We start from the raw sequence: 21118 nt of genomic DNA, 5'->3' as shown, positions 1-21118 counted from the left end.
GACACGACATCATGAACCAACAACAGATCAGCGACATCGCCGACGTGCTGTGGGCGGCCGAGACCGGGCGCGCACCCTGCGCGCCGCTGCGCGAACGCATCCTGGCCGCGGCCGGCGGCGCCGACCCGGTGGCGGCCGCCTACGCGGTCCAGCAGCACAACGTGCGCCGCCGCATCGCGGCCGGCGCGCGCGTGGCCGGGCGCAAGATCGGCCTGACCTCGGCCGCCGTGCAGCAGCAGCTCGGCGTCGATTCGCCCGACTTCGGCATGCTGTTCGCCGACATGGCCTTCGGCGACGGCGAACCGATTCCGCTGGCGCGCACCCTGCAGCCGAAAGTCGAGGCCGAGATCGCCCTCGTGCTGGAACGCGACCTGACCCACGAACGCCATACCTTCGCCGACCTGATTTCCGCCACCGCCTACGCGCTGCCGGCGATCGAAGTGGTCGGCAGCCGCATCGAGAACTGGCAGATCAAGCTGCTCGACACGGTGGCCGACAACGCCTCCTCGGGCGTGTTCGTGCTCGGCTCGCGCCCGGTGCGCCTGGGCCGCCTGGACCTGGTGAACTGCGCGATGGCGATGGACCGCCGCGGCGAAACGGTGTCGAGCGGCAGCGGCGCGGCTTGCCTGGCCAATCCACTCAATGCCGCCGTCTGGCTGGCCGACATGATGGTGCGCGTCGGCACCCCGCTGCGCGCCGGCGACGTGCTGCTGACCGGGGCCCTGGGCCCGATGGTGGCGGTGGCGCCGGGCGACACCTTCAGCGCCCGCATCGAGGGACTGGGCGAAGTACGCGCCGTGTTCGGCAACTGAAGCACACAAGGACAAGGATTCCACATGAACCAGCAGAAAAAAAAGCGGGTCGCGATCATCGGCTCCGGTAACATCGGCACTGACCTGATGATCAAGATCCTGCGCGGCGGCAAAGGGCTCGAGATGGGCGCCATGGTCGGCATCGACGCTGCTTCCGACGGCCTGGCGCGCGCCGCGCGCATGGGCGTGCCCACCACCCACGAAGGCGTCGAAGGCCTGGCGCGCATGCCCGGCTTCGCCGACATCGACATCGTGTTCGACGCCACCTCGGCCGCCGCCCACGTCAAGAACGACGCCTTCCTGCGCGGCCTGAAGCCGGGCCTGCGCATGATCGACCTGACCCCGGCGGCGATCGGTCCCTACTGCATCCCGGTCGTCAACGGCGACCTGCACGCGCATGCCCCGAACGTGAACATGGTCACCTGCGGCGGCCAGGCCACGATCCCGATGGTGGCGGCCGTTTCGCGCATCGCCGAAGTGCATTACGCCGAGATCGTCGCCTCGATCGCCAGCAAGTCGGCCGGTCCCGGCACCCGCGCCAACATCGACGAATTTACCGAAACGACTTCGGACGCGATCGTCGACGTCGGCGGCGCGCGCCACGGCAAGGCGATCATCGTCCTGAATCCCGCCGAACCGCCGCTGATGATGCGCGACACCGTCTACTGCCTGGCGGACCTGGATGCCGACCAGGACGCGATCCGCGCTTCGGTGCGCGACATGGCCGCGCAGGTGGCGGCCTACGTGCCGGGCTACCGCCTGAAGCAGGAAGTGCAGTTCGAACGCTTCGGCGAGGCGAACGCCCTGAACGTGCCCGGCATCGGGCGCCAGGCAGGCCTGAAGGTCTCGATCTTCCTGGAAGTGGAGGGCGCGGCCCATTACCTGCCGGCCTACGCGGGCAATCTCGACATCATGACCAGCGCCGCGCTGGCGACCGCCGAGCGCATCGCCGCCGGCATGGGCGCCGCGCCGCTGGCGGCATAAGGCTTCGGAGAACACCATGTTTGACACCGACAAAAAAATCTACGTCTCGGACGTTACCCTGCGCGACGGCATGCACGCGGTGCGCCACCAGTATTCGATCGACCAGGCCGTGGCGATTGCGAAAGCCCTGGATGCGGCGAAAGTCGATTCGATCGAGGTGGCGCACGGCGATGGCCTGCGCGGCTCGAGCTTCAACTACGGCTTCGGCGCCCACAGCGACCTCGAATGGATCGAGGCGGTGGCCGCCAGCATCAGCCATGCCAAGGTGGCGACGCTGCTGTTGCCGGGCATCGGCACCATCCACGACCTGAAGAACGCCTACGACGCGGGCGCGCGCATCGTGCGCGTGGCCACCCATTGCACCGAAGCGGACATCTCGCAGCAGCACATCGAGTATGCGCGCGAACTGGGCATGGACACGGTCGGCTTCCTGATGATGAGCCACATGACCACGCCCGAGGCGCTGGCGCAGCAGGCCAGGCTGATGGAGAACTACGGCGCCCAGTGCGTGTACGTGGTCGACTCGGGCGGGGCGATGAACATGTACGACATCGCGGCGCGCTTCAAGGCCTTCAAGGCGGTGCTCAAACCTGAAACGCAGACCGGCATGCATGCGCACCACAACCTGAGCCTGGGCGTGGCCAATTCGCTGGTGGCGCTGGAACACGGCTGCGACCGCGTCGACGCCAGCCTGACCGGGATGGGCGCCGGCGCCGGCAATGCGCCGCTCGAGGTCTTCATCGCCGCCGCCGACCGCATGGGCATGACGCACGGCTGCGACGTCAAGGGACTGATCGACGCCGCCGAAGACATCGTGCGCCCGCTGCAGGAACGTCCAGTGCGGGTCGACCGCGAGACCCTGGCGCTGGGATATGCCGGCGTGTATTCGAGCTTCCTGCGCCATGCCGAAGCGGCGGCGGCACGGTATGGCCTGCCGGCTTTCGACATCCTGGTCGAACTCGGCAAGCGGCGCATGGTCGGCGGACAGGAAGACATGATCGTCGACGTCGCGCTCGATATGCTCAAGGCGCGCGAGGCGGTCGCGGCCTGAGGCCGGCTTCGATGCAAAAAGCGTATAGCTGCGATGCAGCCTTCCGGGTTGCAATAAGTGCAGCATCCGTGGAGAATTCTAGAACAGAAATTCCAGAGCATCGGTCCCGGAAAGAGGATTGGCCAAGCAAGCCGCACAGCCCGCGCAGACGGGCGGCGGTATTCGCGTAGCAGCACCATAACAATGGAGACAGCATGAAGAAGTTCGTAGCAGGCATGACCGCCCTGTGCGCGTCCGCCACCCCGTTCGCCCAGACCGCCGAGGCCCCCGCGGCCGGCCTGAAAATCTATGGCGTGGCCGATATCTCGCTCGCCCACTACCGCACCTCGGGTGAATCGAAAACCGCCATGCATGCCGGCGGTTCCGGTTCGCGCATCGGCTTCCTCGCCAGCGAGGCGCTGGGCATGGGCTGGAACGCCAACGCCCGCCTCGAAGCAGGCGTCAATCTCGACTCGGGCACCTCGAGCTCGACCAACGGCAACCCGAACCGCGTCTTCGGCCGCCAGGCCTACGTCGAGCTGGAGAACAAACGCTTCGGCGCGCTGCGCCTGGGCCGCCAGGAAGGCCCGACCTACGCCTTCTTTCCGACCTACGACCCGATGCTGCTGCCGGCGATGGACGCCTGGGGTGTCGTCACCACGCTGGGCAAGCCGGCGCCGGGCGTCGCCTCCGGCACCGGGCAGCCGACCGGCTTCCTGATCAATCCGACCGGCCGTACCGAAAACACGGTCGGCTACATCTCGCCGCGCCTGGCCGGCGTGCAGGGCAAGCTGTCGTACAGCCCCGACGAAAGCGCGGCCAGCCAGCCGAGCCTGCTCGAAGCAGGCATCGACTACGTCACCGGCCCGCTGCAGTTCGGCGTCCTTTACGTCAAGGCCGGCAGCACGCCCGGCGCCGGCGCCATCCGGGCCACCGATTCGAACAGCGAAATCGCCTTTGGCGCGAAATACCAGGCCGGCCCGGTGCAGCCGTATTTCAGCTATATCCGGCGCGAATCGACCGACCCGACGCGCGCGCCCGGCGGCGGCGTCCTCAACGGCAACAGCGAATCGGTGAAGCTGTTCGGCGTCGTCGTGCCGGTGTCGCAGCGCGGCGCGCTGCGCGCAACCTACGGCATCTACTCGAGCGGCGCGGCCGACAGCGACGCCACCAACTATGGCCTGGCCTACACCTACGAGGTCAGCCGGCGCCTGATGCTGATGGCCGCCGTCACCCGCCTCGAACAGGACGGCGCGGCGCGCTACGCCGTGTTCCAGAGTCCCGTGCCGCAGGCCGGGAAGCCGGTCAGCGCCATCACCACCGGCCTGACCTGGCGTTTCTGATTCTTCGCTTCATGCGCAGCACCGGGTGCCCACGCACCCGGACCATCGTAGTCCAACCGAGGAAACGTCATGTCGAACAATTCACCCTGGTATTACATCGTCCATTGGCTGCGCCTGTACTTCGGCGCCCACCTGCTGTTTTCCGGCATCCGCTATGCGGTGACCGGCTACGTGCCCGAGATTCCCGGCGTCGGCGGCGAGTGGGTCCAGGCCAACGCCAACATCTACCTGTATCAACTCATCAAGTACCTCGAGATCGTTACCGGCGCGATGATCTTCTTTAACCGCTTCACGCTGCTCGGGCTGATCCTCGAATTCCCGGCCACCGTCAACATCTTCTGGCTCAACACCTTCATCGTCGCCACCCCGCGCCAGCTGTTCACCGGCCCGCAGGAACTGTTCATGAACGGCGTGCTGCTGCTGGCCTACAGCGGCTGGATCTACGCCGCCGTCAAGCCGAAGCTCGAACCGCTGTGGCTGTGGGATGGGCGCAAGGCCTACCAGCCCGGCATCGGCAGCCGCATCGACGACGCCGTCCCGGCCCGCAACAATACCGACAACCCTGGCGTGCGCGCACGCTCCCTGCATGGCGAGGTGAACTGATGACCAAGAACAAATGGATTGCCGTGGCCGTGTGCCTGCTGCTGACGGCTGCCGCCTATATCGGCTCGACGGGCCTGTTCTACACGAGCTTCCGCCCGATCCGCAATTACGACCTGGTCGCCTTCGGCGCCTCATGGGCCGGCCTGGTCTGGATGCTGGTACGCGACAGCAAGCGCGGTCACTGAGCACCGGACGAGACGAGGAGACGAACATGGAAACGAGCCGCAGGAAATTCGTACAATTATCGGCGCTGATGGCGTCGAGCTGGGCCGTCCCGGCCTTTGCCTTCCAGGGCGGGCCGGCGCCGGGCGCGGTGCCGGATGCCATCTACGCCCTGGTCGACTTCTGCCTCGACACGCGCTACGAGGCGCTGCCGGCCGAGGTGGTCGCGGTCACCCGCACCCAGATCCTCGACACGGTGGCCGTCGCGCTGCCGGCGTTGGGCGCCGACGGCATCCGCCAGTTGGCCGCCTGGAGCCGCGATACCGGCGGCAAGGCGGAAAGCCTGGTGCTGGGCACGAAGCTGCGCCTGCCGGCGGAAAAGGCGGCGCGCCTGAACGCGGCCATGGCCGCCGCGCTCGAGTACGACGATACCTACGAGCCGTCGCTGCTGCACGCCTCCTGCGTCACGGTGCCGGTGGCGCTGGCGATGGCCGACTTCGTCGGGCGCGTCAGCGGCAAGGAACTGATCGCCGCAGTGGCGGTCGGCACCGACGCCGCCTGCCGCCTGTCGCGTGCCGGTTCGCCCGGCGTGTCGCCCTTCATCGTCGGCTGGGACCCGACCCCGATGTACGGCTTCCTGGCCGCGACCCTGGTGGCGGGGCGCCTGATGGGCCTGAACCGCGCCCAGCTGGTGTCGGCGGTCGGCCTGGCTTACCACCAGTTGTCGGGAAATGCCCAGGCCAGCGTCGATGGCACCCATGCCAAGCGCCTCGGCGCCGGCTTCGCGGCCTACGGCGGCATCATGTCGGCGCGGCTGGCGAAGCACGGCGTGATCGGTTCGGACCGGGTGCTGGGCGGGGTCAAGGGCCTGTTCCGGCAGTACCACGGCGGCAAGTACTCGGAAGAGGCGCTGCTGGGCGGCCTCGGCACGCGCTTCGCCGGTGTCGACATCGCGCCGAAACCGTATCCGTCCTGCCGCGGCGGCCACGTCGCCATCGACGGCATCCTGGAACTGGTCAAGGCGAACGACATCCGCGCCGCGGACGTCGACACGGTGACGATCTACAGTCCTCCGGCCGAGATGATGCTGCTGGGCGCGCCGCTGGAAAAGAAGCAGAACCCGCAAACGGTGGTCGAAGCGCAGTTCAGCAATCCGTGGATGGTGGCGGCGGCGATCCAGGACCGCGAGGTCGGCCTGCGCCACTTCACCGATGCGGCCCTGCGCCGCGCCGACCTGCGCGCGCTCGCCAAACGCATGGTCACCGTCGAGGACAAGAGCCTGGTGCGCCCCGACGGCGGTCCCGGCTTCGTGCGCCTCGAACTGAAGACGCGCGACGGCCGGCGCTTAGGCAAGGAGGTGCGCTTCGCCAAGGGCGACCCGAAGAACCCGATGACGGCCGAGGAGTACCGCAAGAAGGTGTTCGAGTGCACCGACGCGGCCGGCATGAAGCGGGCGCAGGCGAACGCCGTCGTGGCGCGCCTGCAGAAGCTCGAGGCCGAGGCCGACGTGGCGGCCCTGAACGCCGCGCTGGCGATCGGCTAGGCGGGTAGTTGCCACCCATAAGCTATGCGCTTGCCGCATAGCTGACATTTCATGGACGGCATTGAAGGAAGGCACGGTGGGCAACTATGATAATCTTCAGAAGTACTAGAAAGCAAAGAGCCATGCTGGAGACAATCTTCCGACGTGCGGGGCAGCCGGCCCGCCGTGCTTTATCCGCGTGCGGCCTGGCCTTGCTGGCAGTGTCCGCCACCGCGGCGCCCGCCGTGCGCCAGCTCGAGATCGCCGACTACCGCGCCTACCTCCCCGAGCAGCATCCGGTACGCCAGGGCATGCGCGCCTTCGCCGACAGCGCCGCGCGCGCCAGCGGCGGCAGCCTGCAGGTCAAGGTGCGCAGCGATGCCGTGCCCGGCTCGCCGGCCGCGCAGATCGCCGCGCTGCAGGCGGGCGCGCCCGGTGCGCCCACGCTGATGCTGGTTGCCGGCACCGGCCTGGCGCCGCAGGTGAAAGCCTTCGAACTGCTCGACCTGCCTTACCTCGTGGCCAGCGAACGGCAGGCCGATGCCTTGCTCGACGGTCCCTTCGGCCAGGCCCTGCTGGCGCGCCTGGCGCCGGCCGGACTGGTCGGGCTGGCGTGGTGGGAAAACGGCTTTCGCCAGATCACCACCTCGGGCGCGCCGGTGCGCGACGCCCGCGACCTGCGCGGCCTGGAGATGCGCGTCATCGGCGAACCGGTGTTCGTCGAGACGGCGCGCGCCTTTGGCGCCAACCCGGTCGCGCTGCCCTTCGGCGAACTGTACGGCGCGCTGAAGGCGAAGCGCGTCACCGCGCAGGACAATTTCATTTCCCAGATCCTGGCCGGACGCCTGTACGAAGTGCAGGCCTCGCTCAGCCTGACCAATCACTCCTACAGCGCCCTGGTGCTGGCCGCGAACGCGCGCGCCTGGGCCGCGCTGACGCCGCGGGAGCAGGGCATCCTGCGCCAGGCGGCGGCGGATGCTGCGCGGGTGCAGCGCAGCGCGGCGCGCGCCGAGGCTGCGGCCGCTCGCGACACCCTGGCCACGCGCGGCATGGCGGTCTACACGCCGGCGCCGGCGCAGTCGGCCATGCTGCGCGCGCTGACGGCGCCGCTGCGCGAACGCCATTTCGCCGGGCAGGAGCCGGAACTGCGGACCCTGTACGACGCCGGGACGGCGCAGGCGCACTGAAAAGCGGTCTGAAAAGCGCGCTGGGGCGCCGATGGAAAACAAACAAACTACAAGCATGCAAACAGGAGACTTCCCGGTGATCACCGATAAAAAACTGAACGCGATCTCGATCGCACTGGGCGTCCTGCTGACAGGGTATGTCGCGCAGGACCTGCATTTCAATCCGCGCTGGTATGGCGACACCGGCCCCGGGGTCGGCCAGATGCCGCGCGAGGTCGTGGCCGGCTACATGGCGCTGGCCTACGGGCAGGGCGACGCGGCGCAAGCCGCCAAGCTGTATTACACGCCGAAGACGATCGACTTCACGCCGGACGCGGTCTACCGCCACGGCGGCGCCCCGCTCGCCTCGACGGTGCGCCAGGTCGTCGCCGAAGGCCTGAATGTCGCCGTGCACCACTGCGTCCAGGGCGGAGGACCGGGCGCCTACGAACTGGTCGACATGTTCCGCACCGGGAACGGACGCATCGTCTGGCGCAAGACCATCGCCCAACCGCTGGACGGCCAGGACTGCGCCGGCAGCGCCCTCGGCAGGGCGCTCGACATGGGCCTCGCACCCAAGGCATAGCATCGCCCCATCCATCACAAAACAGTTTCAACCGGAGACACGCAGCATGGCAATATCCACCCCCGCGGTGCATGACCGCACCAACAAACTCGACCTGCGCTTCATCGGCAAGCTGGTGCTGGTCTTCTGCCGCATCATGCTCGGCGCCTGGATGATCGTCAGCGGCGCCAGCCACCTGCTGTCGATGTTCGGCCATGCGCCGATCTTTCCGCAACCGCTGGGCACCCTGCACCCGTCGAACGTGATGCTGGTCTCGCTGCTCGAAGTGGGCATGTTCGACCTCGTCAAGACGGTCGAGCTGATCGTCGGCCTGTGCCTCGTGTTCAACGTCTTCGTGCCGCTGGCGCTGGCCGCGGCGCTGCCGGTCTCGTACATGGTGTTCCACAACTCGATCGTGCTGAACCTGCGCTACGACCGCATCCTGAGCACCTACATGTCGGTCTGGTGCCTGTACCTGAACCTGATCCTGATCCTGGCGTACATCCGCTACTACCTGCCGATGCTGCGCATGCACGCGCCGATGGGCACGCCGTCCGATTTCAAGGCGCTGCCGGCGATTTTCGAGAAGCCGCAGGAACCGGGCAACGGCGCGCGATGACGCGCGCGGGTCCACCTGCTTCATCCGATATTCCATTCACCACATTTGCGGAACATGACCATGGCTGACCATTCAAGCACCGATACCCAGATCAAGAGCCGGCGCCGCGCGATCATCGCCAGCTACCTCGGCACCACGCTCGAGTACTACGATTTCCTGCTCTACGGCGTCGCCGCGGCGATCGTCTTTCCCCATATCTTCTTCGTCAACCTCGACCCGGCGGCGGCGACGCTGTCGGCCTTCGCCACGCTGGCGGCCGGCTATTTCGCGCGTCCGCTGGGCGCCGTCGTGTTCGGCCATTACGGCGACCGACTCGGGCGCAAGAAAATCCTGATGATCACCCTGATGATGATGGGCGGCGCCAGCGTGCTGATCGGCCTGCTGCCGACCTACCAGCAGATCGGCATCTGGGCGCCGGTCCTGCTGGTCGCGCTGCGCCTGATCCAGGGCCTGGCCATCGGCGGCGAGTGGGGCGGGGCGACCCTGATGTCGATGGAGCACGCCAAGCCCGGCGGACGCGGGCTGGCGGTCTCGATCGTCGCCTCGGGCGGCCCCAGCGGCGCCGTGCTCGGCACCCTGGTGATGATGATGTTCTCGAAGCTGCCGAACGAACAGTTCCTCGACTGGGGCTGGCGCGTGCCCTTCCTGCTGAGCGCCTTGCTGGTGGTGCTTGGCGTCGTGATCCGCATGCAGCTCGAGGAAACGCCGGAATTCGAGGAAGCGCGCAGGAAGCGCCTGGCCTCGGGCAAGAAGGTCAGCGTGCTGCCGGTGGTGACCGTGTTCCGCCACAACCGCGCCCAGGTGCTGTCGGGCGTGATCGGCGGCCTGGCGCCGCTCGCCTTTGCGACCTTCGCCGCAGCCTTCCTGCTGAACTACGCCGTCACCGTCGGCCACTCGCGCAGCGACGCGCTGCTGGCGATGACGGTGGCGAACCTGCTGCACATCTTCACCATGCCGTGCTTCGGCGCGCTGTCGGACCGCTATGGCCGCCGTCCGCTCCTGATCACCGGCGCGCTGCTCGGCGTCGCGGTCACCTGGCCGATCTTCATGCTGGTGAACGAGGGCAGCCTGGGCGGCCTGATCCTGGCGCTGATCCTGGCGCTGCCGCTGGTACAGGCGATGATGGGCGGCCCGGTCAACACCTGGATGGGCGAGAAGTTCGCCGCCGACGTACGCTACAGCGGCATCGCGGTGACCTTCCAGCTGGCCTCGACCATCGGCTCGGGCACGGCGCCGCTGATCGCCTCGGCCCTGCTGGCCGTGCGCGGCGGCACCGACCCGGTGCTGGTGGCGCTGTTCTTCGGCGGCCTGTGCATCGTCAGCGCGATCGCTTTCTACTTCAGCGCCGAGCGCTTCGACCAGGAACTGCCGGTGCACACCGCCGGCACCGACGAGGCCAACGAGGCCGCGGCCGAGGCCGAGGCGCTGCGTAATGGCATCGGCAAGGCGCGCGCCGGCTGACGTCTTCCGGCCGCAGCATGAAAAACGGACCCCGCGCGGGTCCGTTTTTCATGGGCGCGTGGTTTCACGCGCTGCTTGAACGCGTGGGCGGCGCAGGCGCAGCGTGCCCGCCGGCCGCCGGGTATAGCCGCCCACCGCGCCGCCCACGCGTTCAACGCACGTTTGCGGGCCAGGCCGCATGCCGAAGGAGGAGCAACAAGAAAAAACCGCGCAGCGGCAGGTGCCGGTGCGCGGTAAAGGAGGAAGCGGGGAGGACTACAGGTCGAGCACCAGGCGTGCGCTTTTCGCGCGCGAGCAGCAGACCATCATCGAGCGGTTGGCGGCGCGCTGCGACGCCGTCAGGACTTCGTCGCGGTGGTCGACTTCACCGTCGAGCACGCCGATTTCGCAGCAGCCGCAGATGCCGGCTTCGCACGACGAATCGACGGCGATGCCGTTCTGCTGCAGCACTTGCAGCACGGTCGACTCGGCCGGTACGCGCAGTTCGACGCCGCTGCGCGCCAGCTGCACCACGAAGCCGTCGCCGCCCGTGACGAGCGGGGCGCTGGCGCCGAAGCGTTCCAGGTGTACCGATTCCGGCGGCCAGCCGGCGGTGGCCGCCTCATAGGCCGTCAGCATCGGCCCCGGACCGCAGCAATAGAAGTGCGTGCCGGCCGGCGCCTGCGCGGCGATGGCCGCCATGTCCAGTACGGCGTCGGCTTCGGCGTCGACGTGCACGCGCACGCGCTCGCCGAAGCGCGCCAGCTGCGGCAGGAAGGCGAGGTCGGAACGTGCGCGCACGGCGTACCACAGTTCCCAGGACGCGCCCAGCGCCCGCAGGCGCTCGGCCATGCACAGGATCGGCGTGATGCCGATGCCGCCGGCGAACAGCACGCTGTGCGGCGCGTCTTCGGTCAGCGGGAAGTGGTTGCGCGGCGCCGACAGCTCGAGCAGGGTGCCGACGCGCAGCTGCTCGTGCATGTACTGGGAGCCGCCGCGGCTGTTGGGGTCGCGCTTGACGCCGACCACGTAGCGCGCCGGCGCCGGCTCCGCGTGCAGCAGCGAATACGAACGCGTGATGCCGTTGGCCAGGTGAACGTCGACGTGGGCACCGGCGCTGGCCTCAGGCAGCGGCGCGCCGTCCGGGCGCACGAATTCGTAGACCTGGATGTCGGGCGTGGCGTAGGCGACCGACTGCAGGCGCACCTGAAGGCGCTCGCGCGCCGGTGCAGTTGCTGCTACTGCGGCGGCGGCCACGGAGGAGGGCGCGGACATGCCGGTTACCCCTGCGCCGCGCGCACGGCCACGCGCATTTCGCCGACGCCTTCGATGGCGCAGTCGATGACGTCGCCCGGCAGCACCTGGCCGACGCCGGCGCAGGTGCCGCTCATGATGATGTCGCCCGGATGCAGCGTGTAGTAGCTCGAGGCCCAGGCGATCTGCTCGGCGATCCCGATGATCATCTCGGCGGTGCTGGCGCGCTGGCGCAGTTCGCCGTTCACGGACAGGCTGATGTCGAGCCGCTGGGCGTCGCCGATGGCGTCGGCGGTCACCAGCCACGGACCGAGCACGGCGTAGCTGTCGAGCGACTTGCGTAGCGAGCGGTCTTCCGGGCCGCGCACGGTCATGTCGAGCGCGATGGCGTAGCCGGCCACGTACGACAGCGCGTCTTCCTGCGCCACGTTGGCGGCGGTCTTGCCGATCACGACGCCGAGTTCCATTTCATGGTGCGACAGGCGCTCGGGGAAGCGCAGGGCCACGCCCTCGCTCGGCCCCACCAGGGCGCTGGCCGCTTTCAGGAACAGGCCCTGTTCGCGGATCGGACCCTTGTAGCGGTCGGTGAAGGTGGCCTGGTCGGCATTCGCCTCGGCCACGTGGTCGGCATAGTTGACCGGCACGCCGATGATCTTGCCCGGGTTGGCTACCGGGCTCAGGAAGCGCACTTCGCTCGCCGGTTTCGACGGCGCGTTCGGCAGCAGGCGCTCGATCGCCGCGCGCACCGTGTCGAGGTGGGCGATCAGCAGGTCGCCCGGCGCGGCCGGGTAGCGCGCCGTCGGCAGGGCGGCGAGGGCGCCGCCCACGGCATACACGCGGCCGTCGGCGACGACGCCGAGTTGGTGTTGGTCGTACCAGCAGATATTCATGGTGTTGCGTCTTTCAAGGAAGCAGTTGCGATGTCTTCCGACAGCAGGCCGAGGCGGCGCAGGATGTCGGCGTCGGAAACGATGAACAGGCGCGCGGCGGCGTCGAAGCTGCGGTGCGCCGCCCAGTTGTGCTGGGGGATGGTGAAGGTGTCGCGTGGGCCCCAGGCGATGGTGCGCTCGCCGATGCGGGTTTCGCCGCTGCCTTCGACCACGGTGCAGACCAGGTTGGCGTTGCTGCGCGTGGGCAGCGTGGCCACGCCGGCGTCGAGCTGCAGCATCGCGGTGTCGAGCAGCGGAACGGCGCCGCTGCCGTTCAAGGGATTGACGTAGCGCACGCGGCGCGCACCGTCGGGCGAGCGCGGCGCATGGGCGAGCGCGCGCACGGCGTCGGCGTAGGGATAGCGGAACACCGGCGAGTGCGCGCTGCGGCCCGCGAGTTCGACCGGCAGGATGCCCGCCGAGGCAAAGGCCGCGTCCGTCATGGTGGCCGGCGCGGTTTCCATCGGGCCCGGCTCGAACACCACGGTGCCGAGATTCTGGTGCAGCGGCACGTCGAGCACGTCGAGCCAGACCACCGGTTCGGCCCCGTCGTGGCGGTGTTCGTGCCAGCACATGCCGGGAGTGAGCACCAGGTCGCCGAATTCCATCGGACAGGCCTTGCCGTCGACCAGCGTGACCGCGCCCGATCCTTCGAGCAGGAAGCGCAGCGCGTTCATGGTGTGGCGGTGCGGGCGCGCGGTCTCGCCCGGCAGCAGGCACTGCAGCGCGGCCAGCACGTTGCCGCAGGTATGTTCGTCGGCGGGCGAAGCCGCGTGCGGACTGAGCATCTGCAGCACGCGCCGCTGCACCGCCGCCGGCGAGGTTTCGGCAAAGGCGAGGTCGACCAGCGGACGGGTCTCGCTCCAGCGCCAGATGTGCGGCCCCAGCGGCCCGGGCGGCGGCTTGTGCGCGTTCGGGCTGGCCCACAATGGCGCCAGGTGGGCGGCGTGCCACTGTGCATAGACGGCGGAAGTATGTTCGATCATGGCATTCCTTACAGCTTGAAGGATTCGAAGGTACCCGGATGGAACAGGTCTTCCGGCGTCACCAGGCGCGAGGACAGGCCTTGCCGGTGGTGGTGGTCGAAGAATTTCTCGAGCACGTGGCGGTTGCCGTCGATGCCGTAGGACCAGAAGTCCTCGCCCATCAGGTCGCGCGCTTCCTTCAGGCGCTCCTCGGCGAAGGGCAGGGTGATCTTGGTGGCCGAGGTTTCGCTCAGGTGTTCCAGCGCCACGGCCTTCGATTCGTTGAACGCCTTGTAGACGGCCCCCGGCAGCCACGGGTGCTGCTCGGCCAGTTCGCGGCGCACGCCGAGGATGTGCATGATCGGGAAGATGCGGGTGCGGCGGAAGTAATCCTGGGCCGCGGCGACCGGGTCCGGATACAGCCAGCCGACGTTCGGCGTGCCGGGCGGCAGGTCCGGTGCGCGCGGCGCCACATAGGCGTCGATCTCGCCCTTGGCCAGCAGGCTGGAGATGGTCTCGCCTTCCGGCGCGTCTTCCAGCTTCACGTTCGGCGGCAGGTCGAGCTTGATCTTTTCGGGGCGGCCGGCGTGCGAGATGCCGCCGCGCACCCAGGTCACGTCCTCCGGCGCCACGCCATGGTCGTCCTGCAGGAAGGAGCGCACCCAGACGTTGGCGGTGAGCTGGTATTCGGGCAGGCCGATGCGGCAGCCGCGCAGGTCTTCCGGCTTCCTGATGCGGTCGGTGCGCACGTAGACCGCGGTATGGCGGAAGGCGCGCGACAGGAACACCGGCACGCCGACATAGGGCAGCTTGCCGTCGGCGGTCTTGACGGTGGAACTCGACAGCGACAGTTCGCAGATGTCGAATTCTTCGCCGCGGAAGGCACGGAAGAAAATCTCTTCCGGCGACAGCGTCATGAAGATCGGATTGACGCCATCGATCTGGACGGCGCCGTCGATCAGGGGACGGCAGCGGTCGTAGTTACCGATGGCCACGGAGAGATTCAGTTTGTTCATGTGTTCCTTGACGATTGAGGCGTGATCAACTGGCCCTATTTTTTGTGATCGGGGCAAGCGAAGCAACGCGGAAAGCTTCATTTCAGCTATGCATATCAAGCATGAATCGCCATGCATCATTCGAAAAACGCATGGAACGTCACCGTTCCACGCAAGCGCGCAGGGTGCGCGGCATCGCTCGGCAGTAAGTAATTTGCCAACGCCCGTGTTACCATTTTTTTTCGATTCAGGAGAATGCCCCAGCTACCATGTCCCTCACCCCACCACGTCCCCGCCGTTCGGGAGAACACCGCACCAGCGCCGCCTCGCGCGAACGCATCCTCGATGCCGCCTTCGAAGTCATCTGCGACGACGGCTACAGCGGCGCCACCATGGCCAAGGTCGCCAAACGGGCCGAGCTGCCGGTCGGCAGCGTCTACTGGCATTTCGAAAACAAGGACCTGCTGCTGGCCGCGCTCATCGAGACCAGCTTCGAGCGCTGGCACAGCCAGGTCGCCGCGACCCTCCAGCCCGGACCGGGCGAAGCGTTCGAACAGCACATCGCGCGCATCTTCGGCAGTGCGGAACCGGGCCGCCAATACGACGCCGCCGACTTCTGGCGCCTGGGGGTCATCCTGAGCGTGGAAAAATCGGTGCGCGAACAGGTGGCGCGCGAGCGCTTCCTGGCGATCCGCCAGCGCCAGCGCGCCGAGCTGGCGGCCTGGTGGCGCAATGCCATGCCGGACGCCCTGGTCGCGCACGACCCCGACCTGCCGGAGCGGCTGAGCGGTTTCGCACTGGCGCTGCAGGACGGCAACGCCATTGCCGGCGCATCGGGCGAATCGATCCAGTCCTTCAGGCCGATGCTGGCGGCGAGCCTGGTCCACCTGGTCGCCCAGGCCCAGGCCAGCCTGCCCGCGGGCGCCGCTGCACGCAAGCCGGCCCGGCGCGCACGCCAGGCCTGACGGGGAAGGCGCCCCCCACACACGGGTGGGCGCAGACGCCGAATCACGCGAAAATAAAATATTGATTCTAGAACGGAGATTCAGTTAATATCCATTGAGCGCGGCGCCAGCAGGCGACCGATACCCTTATTCAATGGAGGAAGACGTGGCGAACATCACCGAAGCGAGCACCAGCAAGCGCATCAAGACCAGGACCTGGGACATCCACTATCACGAGGCGGGCGAGGGCCACCCGCTGGTGCTGGTGCACGGCGGCGGACCGGGCGCTTCGTCCTGGAGCAACTACAACCCGAACATCCCGGCGCTGGCGAAGAAGTACCGCGTGCTGGCGATCGACCTGCCGGGCTGGGGCAAATCCCAGGCCGTCCACTACGAGCAGCGCGACAACAGCGGCGCGCTGGCCGAATTCCTCGAAGCCCTCGGCATCGAACGCGCCGCCTTTGTCGGCAACTCGATGGGCGGTTCGTCCTGCATCCGCCTGGCCTACGAGCGTCCGGAGCTGGTGACGCACCTGATCACCATGGGTTCGTCCGCCGGCGTGCCCGGCATCTTCGATCCGGCCGGCCTGTCCGAAGGCGTCAAGGCGCTGGAAGCGGCCTACTTCAATCCGTCGATCGAGACCATGCGCAAGTTCGTCGAGGGCATGGCCTTCGATACGCGCCACGTCACCGACGAACTGCTGGCCGAGCGCGTCAAGGCCACGCTGGCGCGTCCCGACCACATCGAAGGCTGGAAGAGCGGCCACGGCAAGCCGATGGTCAAACTCGACCCGATGCGCGTGGCCACCATTGCCGCGCCGACCCTGCTGATGCATGGCCGCGACGACCGCACCGTGCATTTCAATTCGGCCCTGGTGCTGGCCCGTACGATCGCGAATGCGCGCGCCTACATCGTCAATCGCTGCGGCCACTGGGTACAGCTCGAGCACACCGAGGAATTCAACCGCGTGATCGATTCCTTCATCGAAGGCAATCCGGTCGCCGCCTGACAATCCGCACGCAATCCGGGCCGCTTGCGGCCCTGGATGAATGAATATTCCAGAGCTTGTACTCAACAAAATAATCGGAGACGGCGCATGATCAAGTCGCTTGCCTATCTCGGGGTCGCATCCCCCGAACACACAGCGTGGGAAACCTTCGGTCCGGAAGTGCTGGGCCTGCAGCTGGCCGGCCATGGCGCCGACGGCGCGGTGCGCCTGCGCCTCGACGAAGCGGCCCACCGCATCACGATCCATCCGGGCGCGCGCAATGCGGTCGCCTACATCGGCTGGAGCGTGCAGGACGAGGCCGGCGCCCTGGCCGTGATCGAGCGCGTGCGCGCCTGGGGCCTGGAGACGGCACGCTGCACCCGCGAGGAAAGCGCCGAGCGCAAGGTCGAGGGCTTTTACTGGTTCAAGGACCCGTCGGGCTTTCGCCATGAGCTGAGCTGGGGCCAGTACCACACGGTCGCGCCCTTCCACCCGAGCCGTGCCATGAGCGGCTTCCGTACCGCCGAGCAGGGCCTGGGCCACGTCGTGCTGGCCGTGGCCGACCTCGAACAGGGCGACCGCTTCTACCGCGAGGCGATGGGCTTCCACCCGTCCGACATCGTGCGCGACGGTCCGCTCGAAGCGCACTTCTACCACATCAACGGGCGCCACCATTCGCTGGCGATCGCCAGCCTGCCGACCCGCGAAGTCGCCTTCCTGCACCTGATGATCGAGGTCAATGCGCTCGACGACGTCGGCAGCGCGCACGACATCTGCGAGGAACGCGCCATCCCGATCACGACCACGCTGGGCCGCCACAGCAACGACCACATGATCTCGTTCTACATGTACACGCCGTCGGGCTTCCGCCTCGAATACGGCTGGGGCGGGCTGGACGTCGAGCACGACCTGTGGGTGCCGCGCACCTACGACAAGCCGAGCAGCTGGGGCCACCGCCGCCAGCACAAGGAACTGACCGCGCTGATGATGGAAGAAGCGCCGCGGCGCTGAGCCGGCGCAGCCATCCGCACCCACACAAACGACACATTCAGGAGATAGCATGCATCCGGTACGAGAAACCATCATCGGCAACATCGACAGCTTTGCCGCCCAGGAACTGCCCAGCAACGCATTGGGCCGCATCACCGACGAAGGCGCGCGCCTGATCCGCGACAGCGGCCTGGTGCGCATGCTCCAGCCAAAGGAGTACGGCGGCTTCGAAGCCGATCCGCGCGAGTTCTACCAGACCGTCATCGACCTGGCCTCGAAAGCTTCGTCGATGGGCTGGGTCGGCTCGGTGGTGGGCGTGCACCCGTTCCAGTTCGGCCAGGGCGACCCGCGCATGCAGGAAGAAGTCTGGGGCCAGGACCACGACACCTGGACCGCCTCGCCCTACGCCCCGATCGGCAAGGCGCGCCGCGTCGACGGTGGCTACATCCTCTCCGGCCAGTGGCCGTTCTCGTCGGGCACCGACCACTGCACCTGGGCCGTGCTGGGCGGCTTCGCCGAAAGCGCCGAGGCGCCGGGCGTGTTCAACGTGCTGACCCACTTCGTGCTGCCGCGCGCCGACTACGAGATCCTGCAGGATTCGTGGAACGTGATGGGCCTGTCGGGCACCGGCAGCAAGGACGTGCTGGTCAACGAGGTGTTCGTGCCTGAATACCGCACCTACAACGTGCAGGACCTGAACGACTGCGTCTACGCCAGCCGCAACCGCCCGGGCACGGCGCTGTACCAGATTCCGTTCGATCTGTTCTTCCCGGGCGCGATCTCGGCCGCCACGCTGGGCATCGCCGCCGGCGTCGTCAAGCATTTCGCCGAATACACCGGCTCGCGCGTGACCCGCATGGGCACCAGCCAGACGCAGAATCCTTACCACATGGCTTCGCTCGGCGCGGCGCTGGCCGACATCGACGCATCCTGCCAGCACGTGCTGGGCGAGATCGGCGAGATCTACAAGCTGGTGCAGGCCGGCGGCAAGGTCACCAGGGAGATGAAGTACAAGGCGCGCGTGAACCAGGTGCGCGCCGTGCGCCGCGCCGCCAACGCCGCCGCCGAGGTCTTCAAGCACGCCGGCGGCAACGCCAGCCGCGTCACCAACCCGATCCAGCGCACCTGGCGCGACCTGTCGGTGGCGATGGGCCATGCCTGCAACGTCGACGATCCGGTGTATGCGGCCTATGCCGGCTCGCTGTACGGCGTGCCGGTGCCGCGCGGCGTCGTCATCTGAGGCGCGCATGGGAACGTCATTTGCGCAGCAGGTCGAGGCCGACGTGCGGCGCGCCTTGCAGGAAGACGTCGGCGCCGGCGACCTGACGGCGGCGCTGGTACCGGCCGGGCAGACGGCGCGTGCCGCCATCGTTTGCCGCGAGGCGGCCGTCATCTGCGGCCAGCCCTGGGTGATGGAGACGCTGCGCCAGGTGGCGCCGTCGAGCCAGGCGATCTGGCACGTCACCGACGGCAGGCTGTGCGCGCCGGGCGCGACGATCGTCGAGATCTGCGGCAGCGCGCGCGGCCTGCTGACGGCCGAGCGCACCTGCCTGAACTTCCTGCAGACGCTCAGCGCGGTCGCCACCACCACCGCCAAGTTCGTGCAGGCGGTGGCCGGCACCCGCGCCGCCATCCTCGACACGCGCAAGACCATCCCCGGCCTGCGCGTCGCCCAGAAGTACGCGGTGCGCTGCGGCGGCGGCAAGAACCACCGCATGGGCCTGCACGACGCGATCCTGATCAAGGAAAACCACATCGCCGCCTGCGGTGGCCTGACGGCTGCTTACCGGGCCGCCTACCGCGCGGCCAAGGCGAATGGGGCCGCCGCGAACTTCATCCAGGTCGAGGTCGAGACGCTGGCCCAGCTCGAGGAAGCGCTTGCCGCCGGCGTGAAAATGGTCCTGCTCGATAACATGCCGCTGGCGCGCATCCGCGAAGCGGTGCAGCTCGCCGCCGGCCGCTGCAGCCTCGAGATTTCGGGCGGCGTCAGTTTCGAGCGCCTGCGCGTGCTGGCCGAGACCGGGGTCGACCGGATTTCCGCCGGCACCCTGGTCAAGGACCTGCGCGCCATCGACTTCTCGATGCGCTTCAATGCGGCGCCGGTCGAAAGCACGCGCGCCGCCGCGTGAAACTGTCGCGCCTGATTGCGCTGATGGTGCTGGCGCACACCGCGTTCGCCGGCGGCCGCGTCGTGCTGACCCTGTGCGCTGTCGAACTGGGCGGCACGCCGTTCGAGGTCGGGCTGGTGGTCAGCCTGCTGGCGGTGATGCCGGTATTCCTGTCGGTGCATGCCGGGCGCTGGACCGACCGCAGCGCAGTCGGCAAGCCGCTCCTGCTGGCGCTGGCCATGCTGCTGGCGGGGCTGCTGCTGGCGCCCGTGCCGCGCCTGCCCGTGCTGGGCGTGGCCGCCGTGCTGCTCGGCTGCGGCTTCATGCTGGTGCACCTCGCGGTCAACAACGCGGTCGGCAGCGGCAGCCCACACGGTGGCCCACAGCGCTACTCGATGCTGGCGCTCGGCATTTCCACCTCCACCATCCTTGGCCCCGTGATCGCCGGTCCGCTGGTCGACGCCGCCGGCCACGGCGCCGCTTTCCGTTTACTGGCCGCGCTGCCGCTGCTGGCGCTGGCCTTGCTGTGGCACGAACGTGCCGGCGCCGCGCTGGCGCCGGTGCGCGCCGTGCAGCCCACGCGGGCGCGCATGCGCGACCTGCTGCGCCACGCGCCGCTGCGCGCCGTGTTCATCGTCAGCGCCTTGCTGTCGATGGGCTGGGACCTGTTTACCTTCATGATGCCGCTGCACGGCGCGCGCATCGGTCTGTCGGCGTCGGCGATCGGGCTGGTGATGGGCGCATTCGGGGCCGGCACCTTCGCCGTGCGCCTCGCCCTGCCGGTACTCGGCCGCGCGCTCGCGCCCTGGCGCGTGCTGGCCGGCGCGCTGGCGCTGGCGGCGCTCGTGTATGCGCTGCTGCCGCTGTCGAACGCGCTGCCGGTGCTGTTGATGCTGTCGTTCGTGCTCGGCGTGGGCCTCGGTTCGGCGCTGCCGATGATCATGAGCGAACTGCAAAGCAGCGCGCCGCCCGGCCGCAGCGGCGAAGCGATCGGGGTGCGCACGATGCTGGCCAATGCCAGCCAGGCGGCCCTGCCGCTGGTGTTCGGCGCGCTCGGTGCGGCCGGGGGGACGGGATTCGTGTTCTGGGCATTGGCCACGATCCTGGCGTGCGGGATCGGGTTCGCCCTGAACCGGGCGCGCCAGGGTTTGTCTGACCAATAGTAGGGTGGGCGCCCGTGTCCACGCGTGAAGCCTGCACATTGTCAGCCTGCTTTGCGCGCCAACATGACATGACGTCCACGCGTGGGCACAGGGCGCCCACCCTTGTATCTTGGACGAGTTGGTGGTTAGCTACTACCAGCAGAGGTGAAGACCAGCTTGGGCCCACCCTTAAGGCTCGACCTTGGAAGGTAGATCAAGCCCTTCACCTCGTTCCCACACCATACCAAACACTGGACGGTAGCCAAGGGCAATGACCCTGTATGCACAAGGAGAGTGGGTGTGTTGATCGAGAACACAAGGAGAGACTATGTTTTACCTGGGTGTAGACGTTGCCAAGAAAAAGCTTGATTGCATGCTGCTCGACACCTCGAGCGGCAAGACGAAATCGAAGGTCGTTCCAAACACACTAGCTGGTTTTAAAGAGCTGCTGGAATGGCTGGAAAAGAATAAAGCCATCAATCCCCAGGTCATCATGGAACCGACGGGGATGTATCACGAAAGCGCTGCGTTGGCATTAGCCGATGCAGGCCTGGTGG

General features: G+C 67.9%; 22 protein-coding genes. 18 read left to right on the top strand and 4 right to left on the bottom strand.

Annotated features, from left to right (window positions below; all coding sequences use genetic code 11):
* Window positions 1–11 precede the first annotated feature (11 nt).
* The 11 genes from mhpD (at window position 12) to IFT60_RS23280 (ending at window position 10267) form a co-directional block, all read left to right on the top strand.
* Entirely contained in the window at window positions 12–812 is an 801-nt protein-coding gene (mhpD, locus tag IFT60_RS23330) for a 2-keto-4-pentenoate hydratase (RefSeq protein WP_192056297.1), read from the top strand.
* A 24-nt stretch (window positions 813–836) separates the two neighbouring features.
* Window positions 837–1796, top strand: coding sequence for an acetaldehyde dehydrogenase (acetylating) (locus IFT60_RS23325; protein ID WP_192056295.1), 960 nt, complete (start codon window positions 837–839; stop codon window positions 1794–1796).
* Window positions 1797–1812: 16 nt separating this feature from the next.
* Window positions 1813–2847: a 4-hydroxy-2-oxovalerate aldolase gene (gene dmpG / locus IFT60_RS23320; protein ID WP_192056293.1), complete on the top strand. Its 1035-nt coding sequence runs from the start codon at window positions 1813–1815 to the stop codon at window positions 2845–2847.
* Between the two features lie 194 nt (window positions 2848–3041).
* Entirely contained in the window at window positions 3042–4169 is a 1128-nt protein-coding gene (locus tag IFT60_RS23315; RefSeq protein WP_192056291.1) for a porin, read from the top strand.
* 69 nt (window positions 4170–4238) lie between these two features.
* Window positions 4239–4772 (top strand): hypothetical protein, encoded by a 534-nt coding sequence (locus IFT60_RS23310; protein WP_229511127.1) that lies wholly within the window; start codon window positions 4239–4241, stop codon window positions 4770–4772.
* A complete protein-coding gene (locus IFT60_RS23305; RefSeq protein ID WP_192056289.1) occupies window positions 4772–4957 on the top strand; it encodes a hypothetical protein in 186 nt (61 codons plus the stop codon). The genes IFT60_RS23310 and IFT60_RS23305 overlap by 1 nt, the downstream gene beginning before the upstream one ends.
* A 26-nt stretch (window positions 4958–4983) precedes the next feature.
* Window positions 4984–6477, top strand: coding sequence for an MmgE/PrpD family protein (locus tag IFT60_RS23300; protein ID WP_192056287.1), 1494 nt, complete (start codon window positions 4984–4986; stop codon window positions 6475–6477).
* 122 nt (window positions 6478–6599) lie between these two features.
* On the top strand, window positions 6600–7643 hold the full coding sequence (locus IFT60_RS23295) for a DctP family TRAP transporter solute-binding subunit (RefSeq protein WP_192056285.1): 1044 nt from the start codon (window positions 6600–6602) through the stop codon (window positions 7641–7643).
* Window positions 7644–7698: 55 nt separating this feature from the next.
* On the top strand, window positions 7699–8208 hold the full coding sequence (locus tag IFT60_RS23290) for a hypothetical protein (protein ID WP_197986440.1): 510 nt from the start codon (window positions 7699–7701) through the stop codon (window positions 8206–8208).
* Between the two features lie 46 nt (window positions 8209–8254).
* Entirely contained in the window at window positions 8255–8806 is a 552-nt protein-coding gene (locus tag IFT60_RS23285; RefSeq protein ID WP_192056281.1) for a DoxX family protein, read from the top strand.
* A 60-nt stretch (window positions 8807–8866) separates the two neighbouring features.
* On the top strand, window positions 8867–10267 hold the full coding sequence (locus IFT60_RS23280; protein WP_192056279.1) for an MFS transporter: 1401 nt from the start codon (window positions 8867–8869) through the stop codon (window positions 10265–10267).
* 255 nt (window positions 10268–10522) lie between these two features.
* Here IFT60_RS23280 and IFT60_RS23275 read toward each other — a convergent pair whose 3' ends face one another.
* From IFT60_RS23275 to IFT60_RS23260, 4 genes are read right to left on the bottom strand one after another with little or no spacing between them, the layout of a single operon-like run.
* Window positions 10523–11521 carry a PDR/VanB family oxidoreductase gene (locus IFT60_RS23275; protein WP_192056277.1) on the bottom strand — a complete coding sequence of 333 codons (999 nt, stop codon included), beginning with the start codon at window positions 11519–11521 and terminating at the stop codon, window positions 10523–10525.
* Window positions 11522–11526: 5 nt separating this feature from the next.
* Window positions 11527–12390 carry a fumarylacetoacetate hydrolase family protein gene (locus IFT60_RS23270; protein WP_192056275.1) on the bottom strand — a complete coding sequence of 288 codons (864 nt, stop codon included), beginning with the start codon at window positions 12388–12390 and terminating at the stop codon, window positions 11527–11529.
* Window positions 12387–13415 carry a cupin domain-containing protein gene (locus tag IFT60_RS23265; RefSeq protein WP_192056273.1) on the bottom strand — a complete coding sequence of 343 codons (1029 nt, stop codon included), beginning with the start codon at window positions 13413–13415 and terminating at the stop codon, window positions 12387–12389. The genes IFT60_RS23270 and IFT60_RS23265 overlap by 4 nt, the downstream gene beginning before the upstream one ends.
* A gap of 8 nt (window positions 13416–13423) precedes the next feature.
* Window positions 13424–14410: a substrate-binding domain-containing protein gene (locus IFT60_RS23260; RefSeq protein ID WP_192056271.1), complete on the bottom strand. Its 987-nt coding sequence runs from the start codon at window positions 14408–14410 to the stop codon at window positions 13424–13426.
* Window positions 14411–14658: 248 nt separating this feature from the next.
* Between IFT60_RS23260 and IFT60_RS23255 the strand changes: the two genes are divergently transcribed.
* From IFT60_RS23255 to IFT60_RS23225, 7 genes are all read left to right on the top strand, one after another.
* A complete protein-coding gene (locus IFT60_RS23255) occupies window positions 14659–15354 on the top strand; it encodes a TetR/AcrR family transcriptional regulator (protein ID WP_192056268.1) in 696 nt (231 codons plus the stop codon).
* 145 nt (window positions 15355–15499) lie between these two features.
* Window positions 15500–16342: an alpha/beta fold hydrolase gene (locus tag IFT60_RS23250; protein ID WP_192056266.1), complete on the top strand. Its 843-nt coding sequence runs from the start codon at window positions 15500–15502 to the stop codon at window positions 16340–16342.
* Between the two features lie 87 nt (window positions 16343–16429).
* Window positions 16430–17332 (top strand): VOC family protein, encoded by a 903-nt coding sequence (locus tag IFT60_RS23245; protein ID WP_192056264.1) that lies wholly within the window; start codon window positions 16430–16432, stop codon window positions 17330–17332.
* 49 nt (window positions 17333–17381) lie between these two features.
* Window positions 17382–18551, top strand: coding sequence for an acyl-CoA dehydrogenase family protein (locus tag IFT60_RS23240; RefSeq protein ID WP_192056262.1), 1170 nt, complete (start codon window positions 17382–17384; stop codon window positions 18549–18551).
* A gap of 7 nt (window positions 18552–18558) precedes the next feature.
* Window positions 18559–19440 carry a carboxylating nicotinate-nucleotide diphosphorylase gene (gene nadC / locus IFT60_RS23235; protein ID WP_192056260.1) on the top strand — a complete coding sequence of 294 codons (882 nt, stop codon included), beginning with the start codon at window positions 18559–18561 and terminating at the stop codon, window positions 19438–19440.
* Window positions 19437–20582, top strand: coding sequence for an MFS transporter (locus tag IFT60_RS23230; protein WP_192056258.1), 1146 nt, complete (start codon window positions 19437–19439; stop codon window positions 20580–20582). Before nadC ends, IFT60_RS23230 begins: the two co-directional genes overlap by 4 nt.
* A 307-nt stretch (window positions 20583–20889) precedes the next feature.
* Window positions 20890–21118: IS110 family transposase (locus IFT60_RS23225; protein WP_192056256.1), on the top strand; the 229-nt coding region annotated here is incomplete at its 3' end.

Origin of the sequence: Massilia sp. CFBP 13721, from assembly GCF_014842025.1 — a bacterium.
GTDB lineage: Bacteria > Pseudomonadota > Gammaproteobacteria > Burkholderiales > Burkholderiaceae_D > Telluria.
Note: the sequence above shows the minus strand (reverse complement) of the source record. Positions and strands in the feature narration are given on the sequence as shown.

What these genes read in the sequence shown, in the direction of transcription:
- IFT60_RS23275 (WP_192056277.1), bottom strand. Translation starts at nt 11,521, where the DNA reads ATGTCCGCGCCCTCCTCCGTGGCCGCCGCCGCAGTAGCAGCAACTGCA.
- IFT60_RS23300 (WP_192056287.1), top strand. Translation starts at nt 4,984, where the DNA reads ATGGAAACGAGCCGCAGGAAATTCGTACAATTATCGGCGCTGATGGCG.
- IFT60_RS23295 (WP_192056285.1), top strand. Translation starts at nt 6,600, where the DNA reads ATGCTGGAGACAATCTTCCGACGTGCGGGGCAGCCGGCCCGCCGTGCT.
- IFT60_RS23325 (WP_192056295.1), top strand. Translation starts at nt 837, where the DNA reads ATGAACCAGCAGAAAAAAAAGCGGGTCGCGATCATCGGCTCCGGTAAC.
- IFT60_RS23260 (WP_192056271.1), bottom strand. Translation starts at nt 14,410, where the DNA reads ATGAACAAACTGAATCTCTCCGTGGCCATCGGTAACTACGACCGCTGC.
- IFT60_RS23240 (WP_192056262.1), top strand. Translation starts at nt 17,382, where the DNA reads ATGCATCCGGTACGAGAAACCATCATCGGCAACATCGACAGCTTTGCC.
- IFT60_RS23245 (WP_192056264.1), top strand. Translation starts at nt 16,430, where the DNA reads ATGATCAAGTCGCTTGCCTATCTCGGGGTCGCATCCCCCGAACACACA.
- nadC (WP_192056260.1), top strand. Translation starts at nt 18,559, where the DNA reads ATGGGAACGTCATTTGCGCAGCAGGTCGAGGCCGACGTGCGGCGCGCC.
- IFT60_RS23270 (WP_192056275.1), bottom strand. Translation starts at nt 12,390, where the DNA reads ATGAATATCTGCTGGTACGACCAACACCAACTCGGCGTCGTCGCCGAC.
- IFT60_RS23305 (WP_192056289.1), top strand. Translation starts at nt 4,772, where the DNA reads ATGACCAAGAACAAATGGATTGCCGTGGCCGTGTGCCTGCTGCTGACG.
- IFT60_RS23285 (WP_192056281.1), top strand. Translation starts at nt 8,255, where the DNA reads ATGGCAATATCCACCCCCGCGGTGCATGACCGCACCAACAAACTCGAC.
- IFT60_RS23280 (WP_192056279.1), top strand. Translation starts at nt 8,867, where the DNA reads ATGGCTGACCATTCAAGCACCGATACCCAGATCAAGAGCCGGCGCCGC.
- IFT60_RS23290 (WP_197986440.1), top strand. Translation starts at nt 7,699, where the DNA reads ATGCAAACAGGAGACTTCCCGGTGATCACCGATAAAAAACTGAACGCG.
- mhpD (WP_192056297.1), top strand. Translation starts at nt 12, where the DNA reads ATGAACCAACAACAGATCAGCGACATCGCCGACGTGCTGTGGGCGGCC.
- IFT60_RS23265 (WP_192056273.1), bottom strand. Translation starts at nt 13,415, where the DNA reads ATGATCGAACATACTTCCGCCGTCTATGCACAGTGGCACGCCGCCCAC.
- IFT60_RS23255 (WP_192056268.1), top strand. Translation starts at nt 14,659, where the DNA reads ATGTCCCTCACCCCACCACGTCCCCGCCGTTCGGGAGAACACCGCACC.
- dmpG (WP_192056293.1), top strand. Translation starts at nt 1,813, where the DNA reads ATGTTTGACACCGACAAAAAAATCTACGTCTCGGACGTTACCCTGCGC.
- IFT60_RS23315 (WP_192056291.1), top strand. Translation starts at nt 3,042, where the DNA reads ATGAAGAAGTTCGTAGCAGGCATGACCGCCCTGTGCGCGTCCGCCACC.
- IFT60_RS23310 (WP_229511127.1), top strand. Translation starts at nt 4,239, where the DNA reads ATGTCGAACAATTCACCCTGGTATTACATCGTCCATTGGCTGCGCCTG.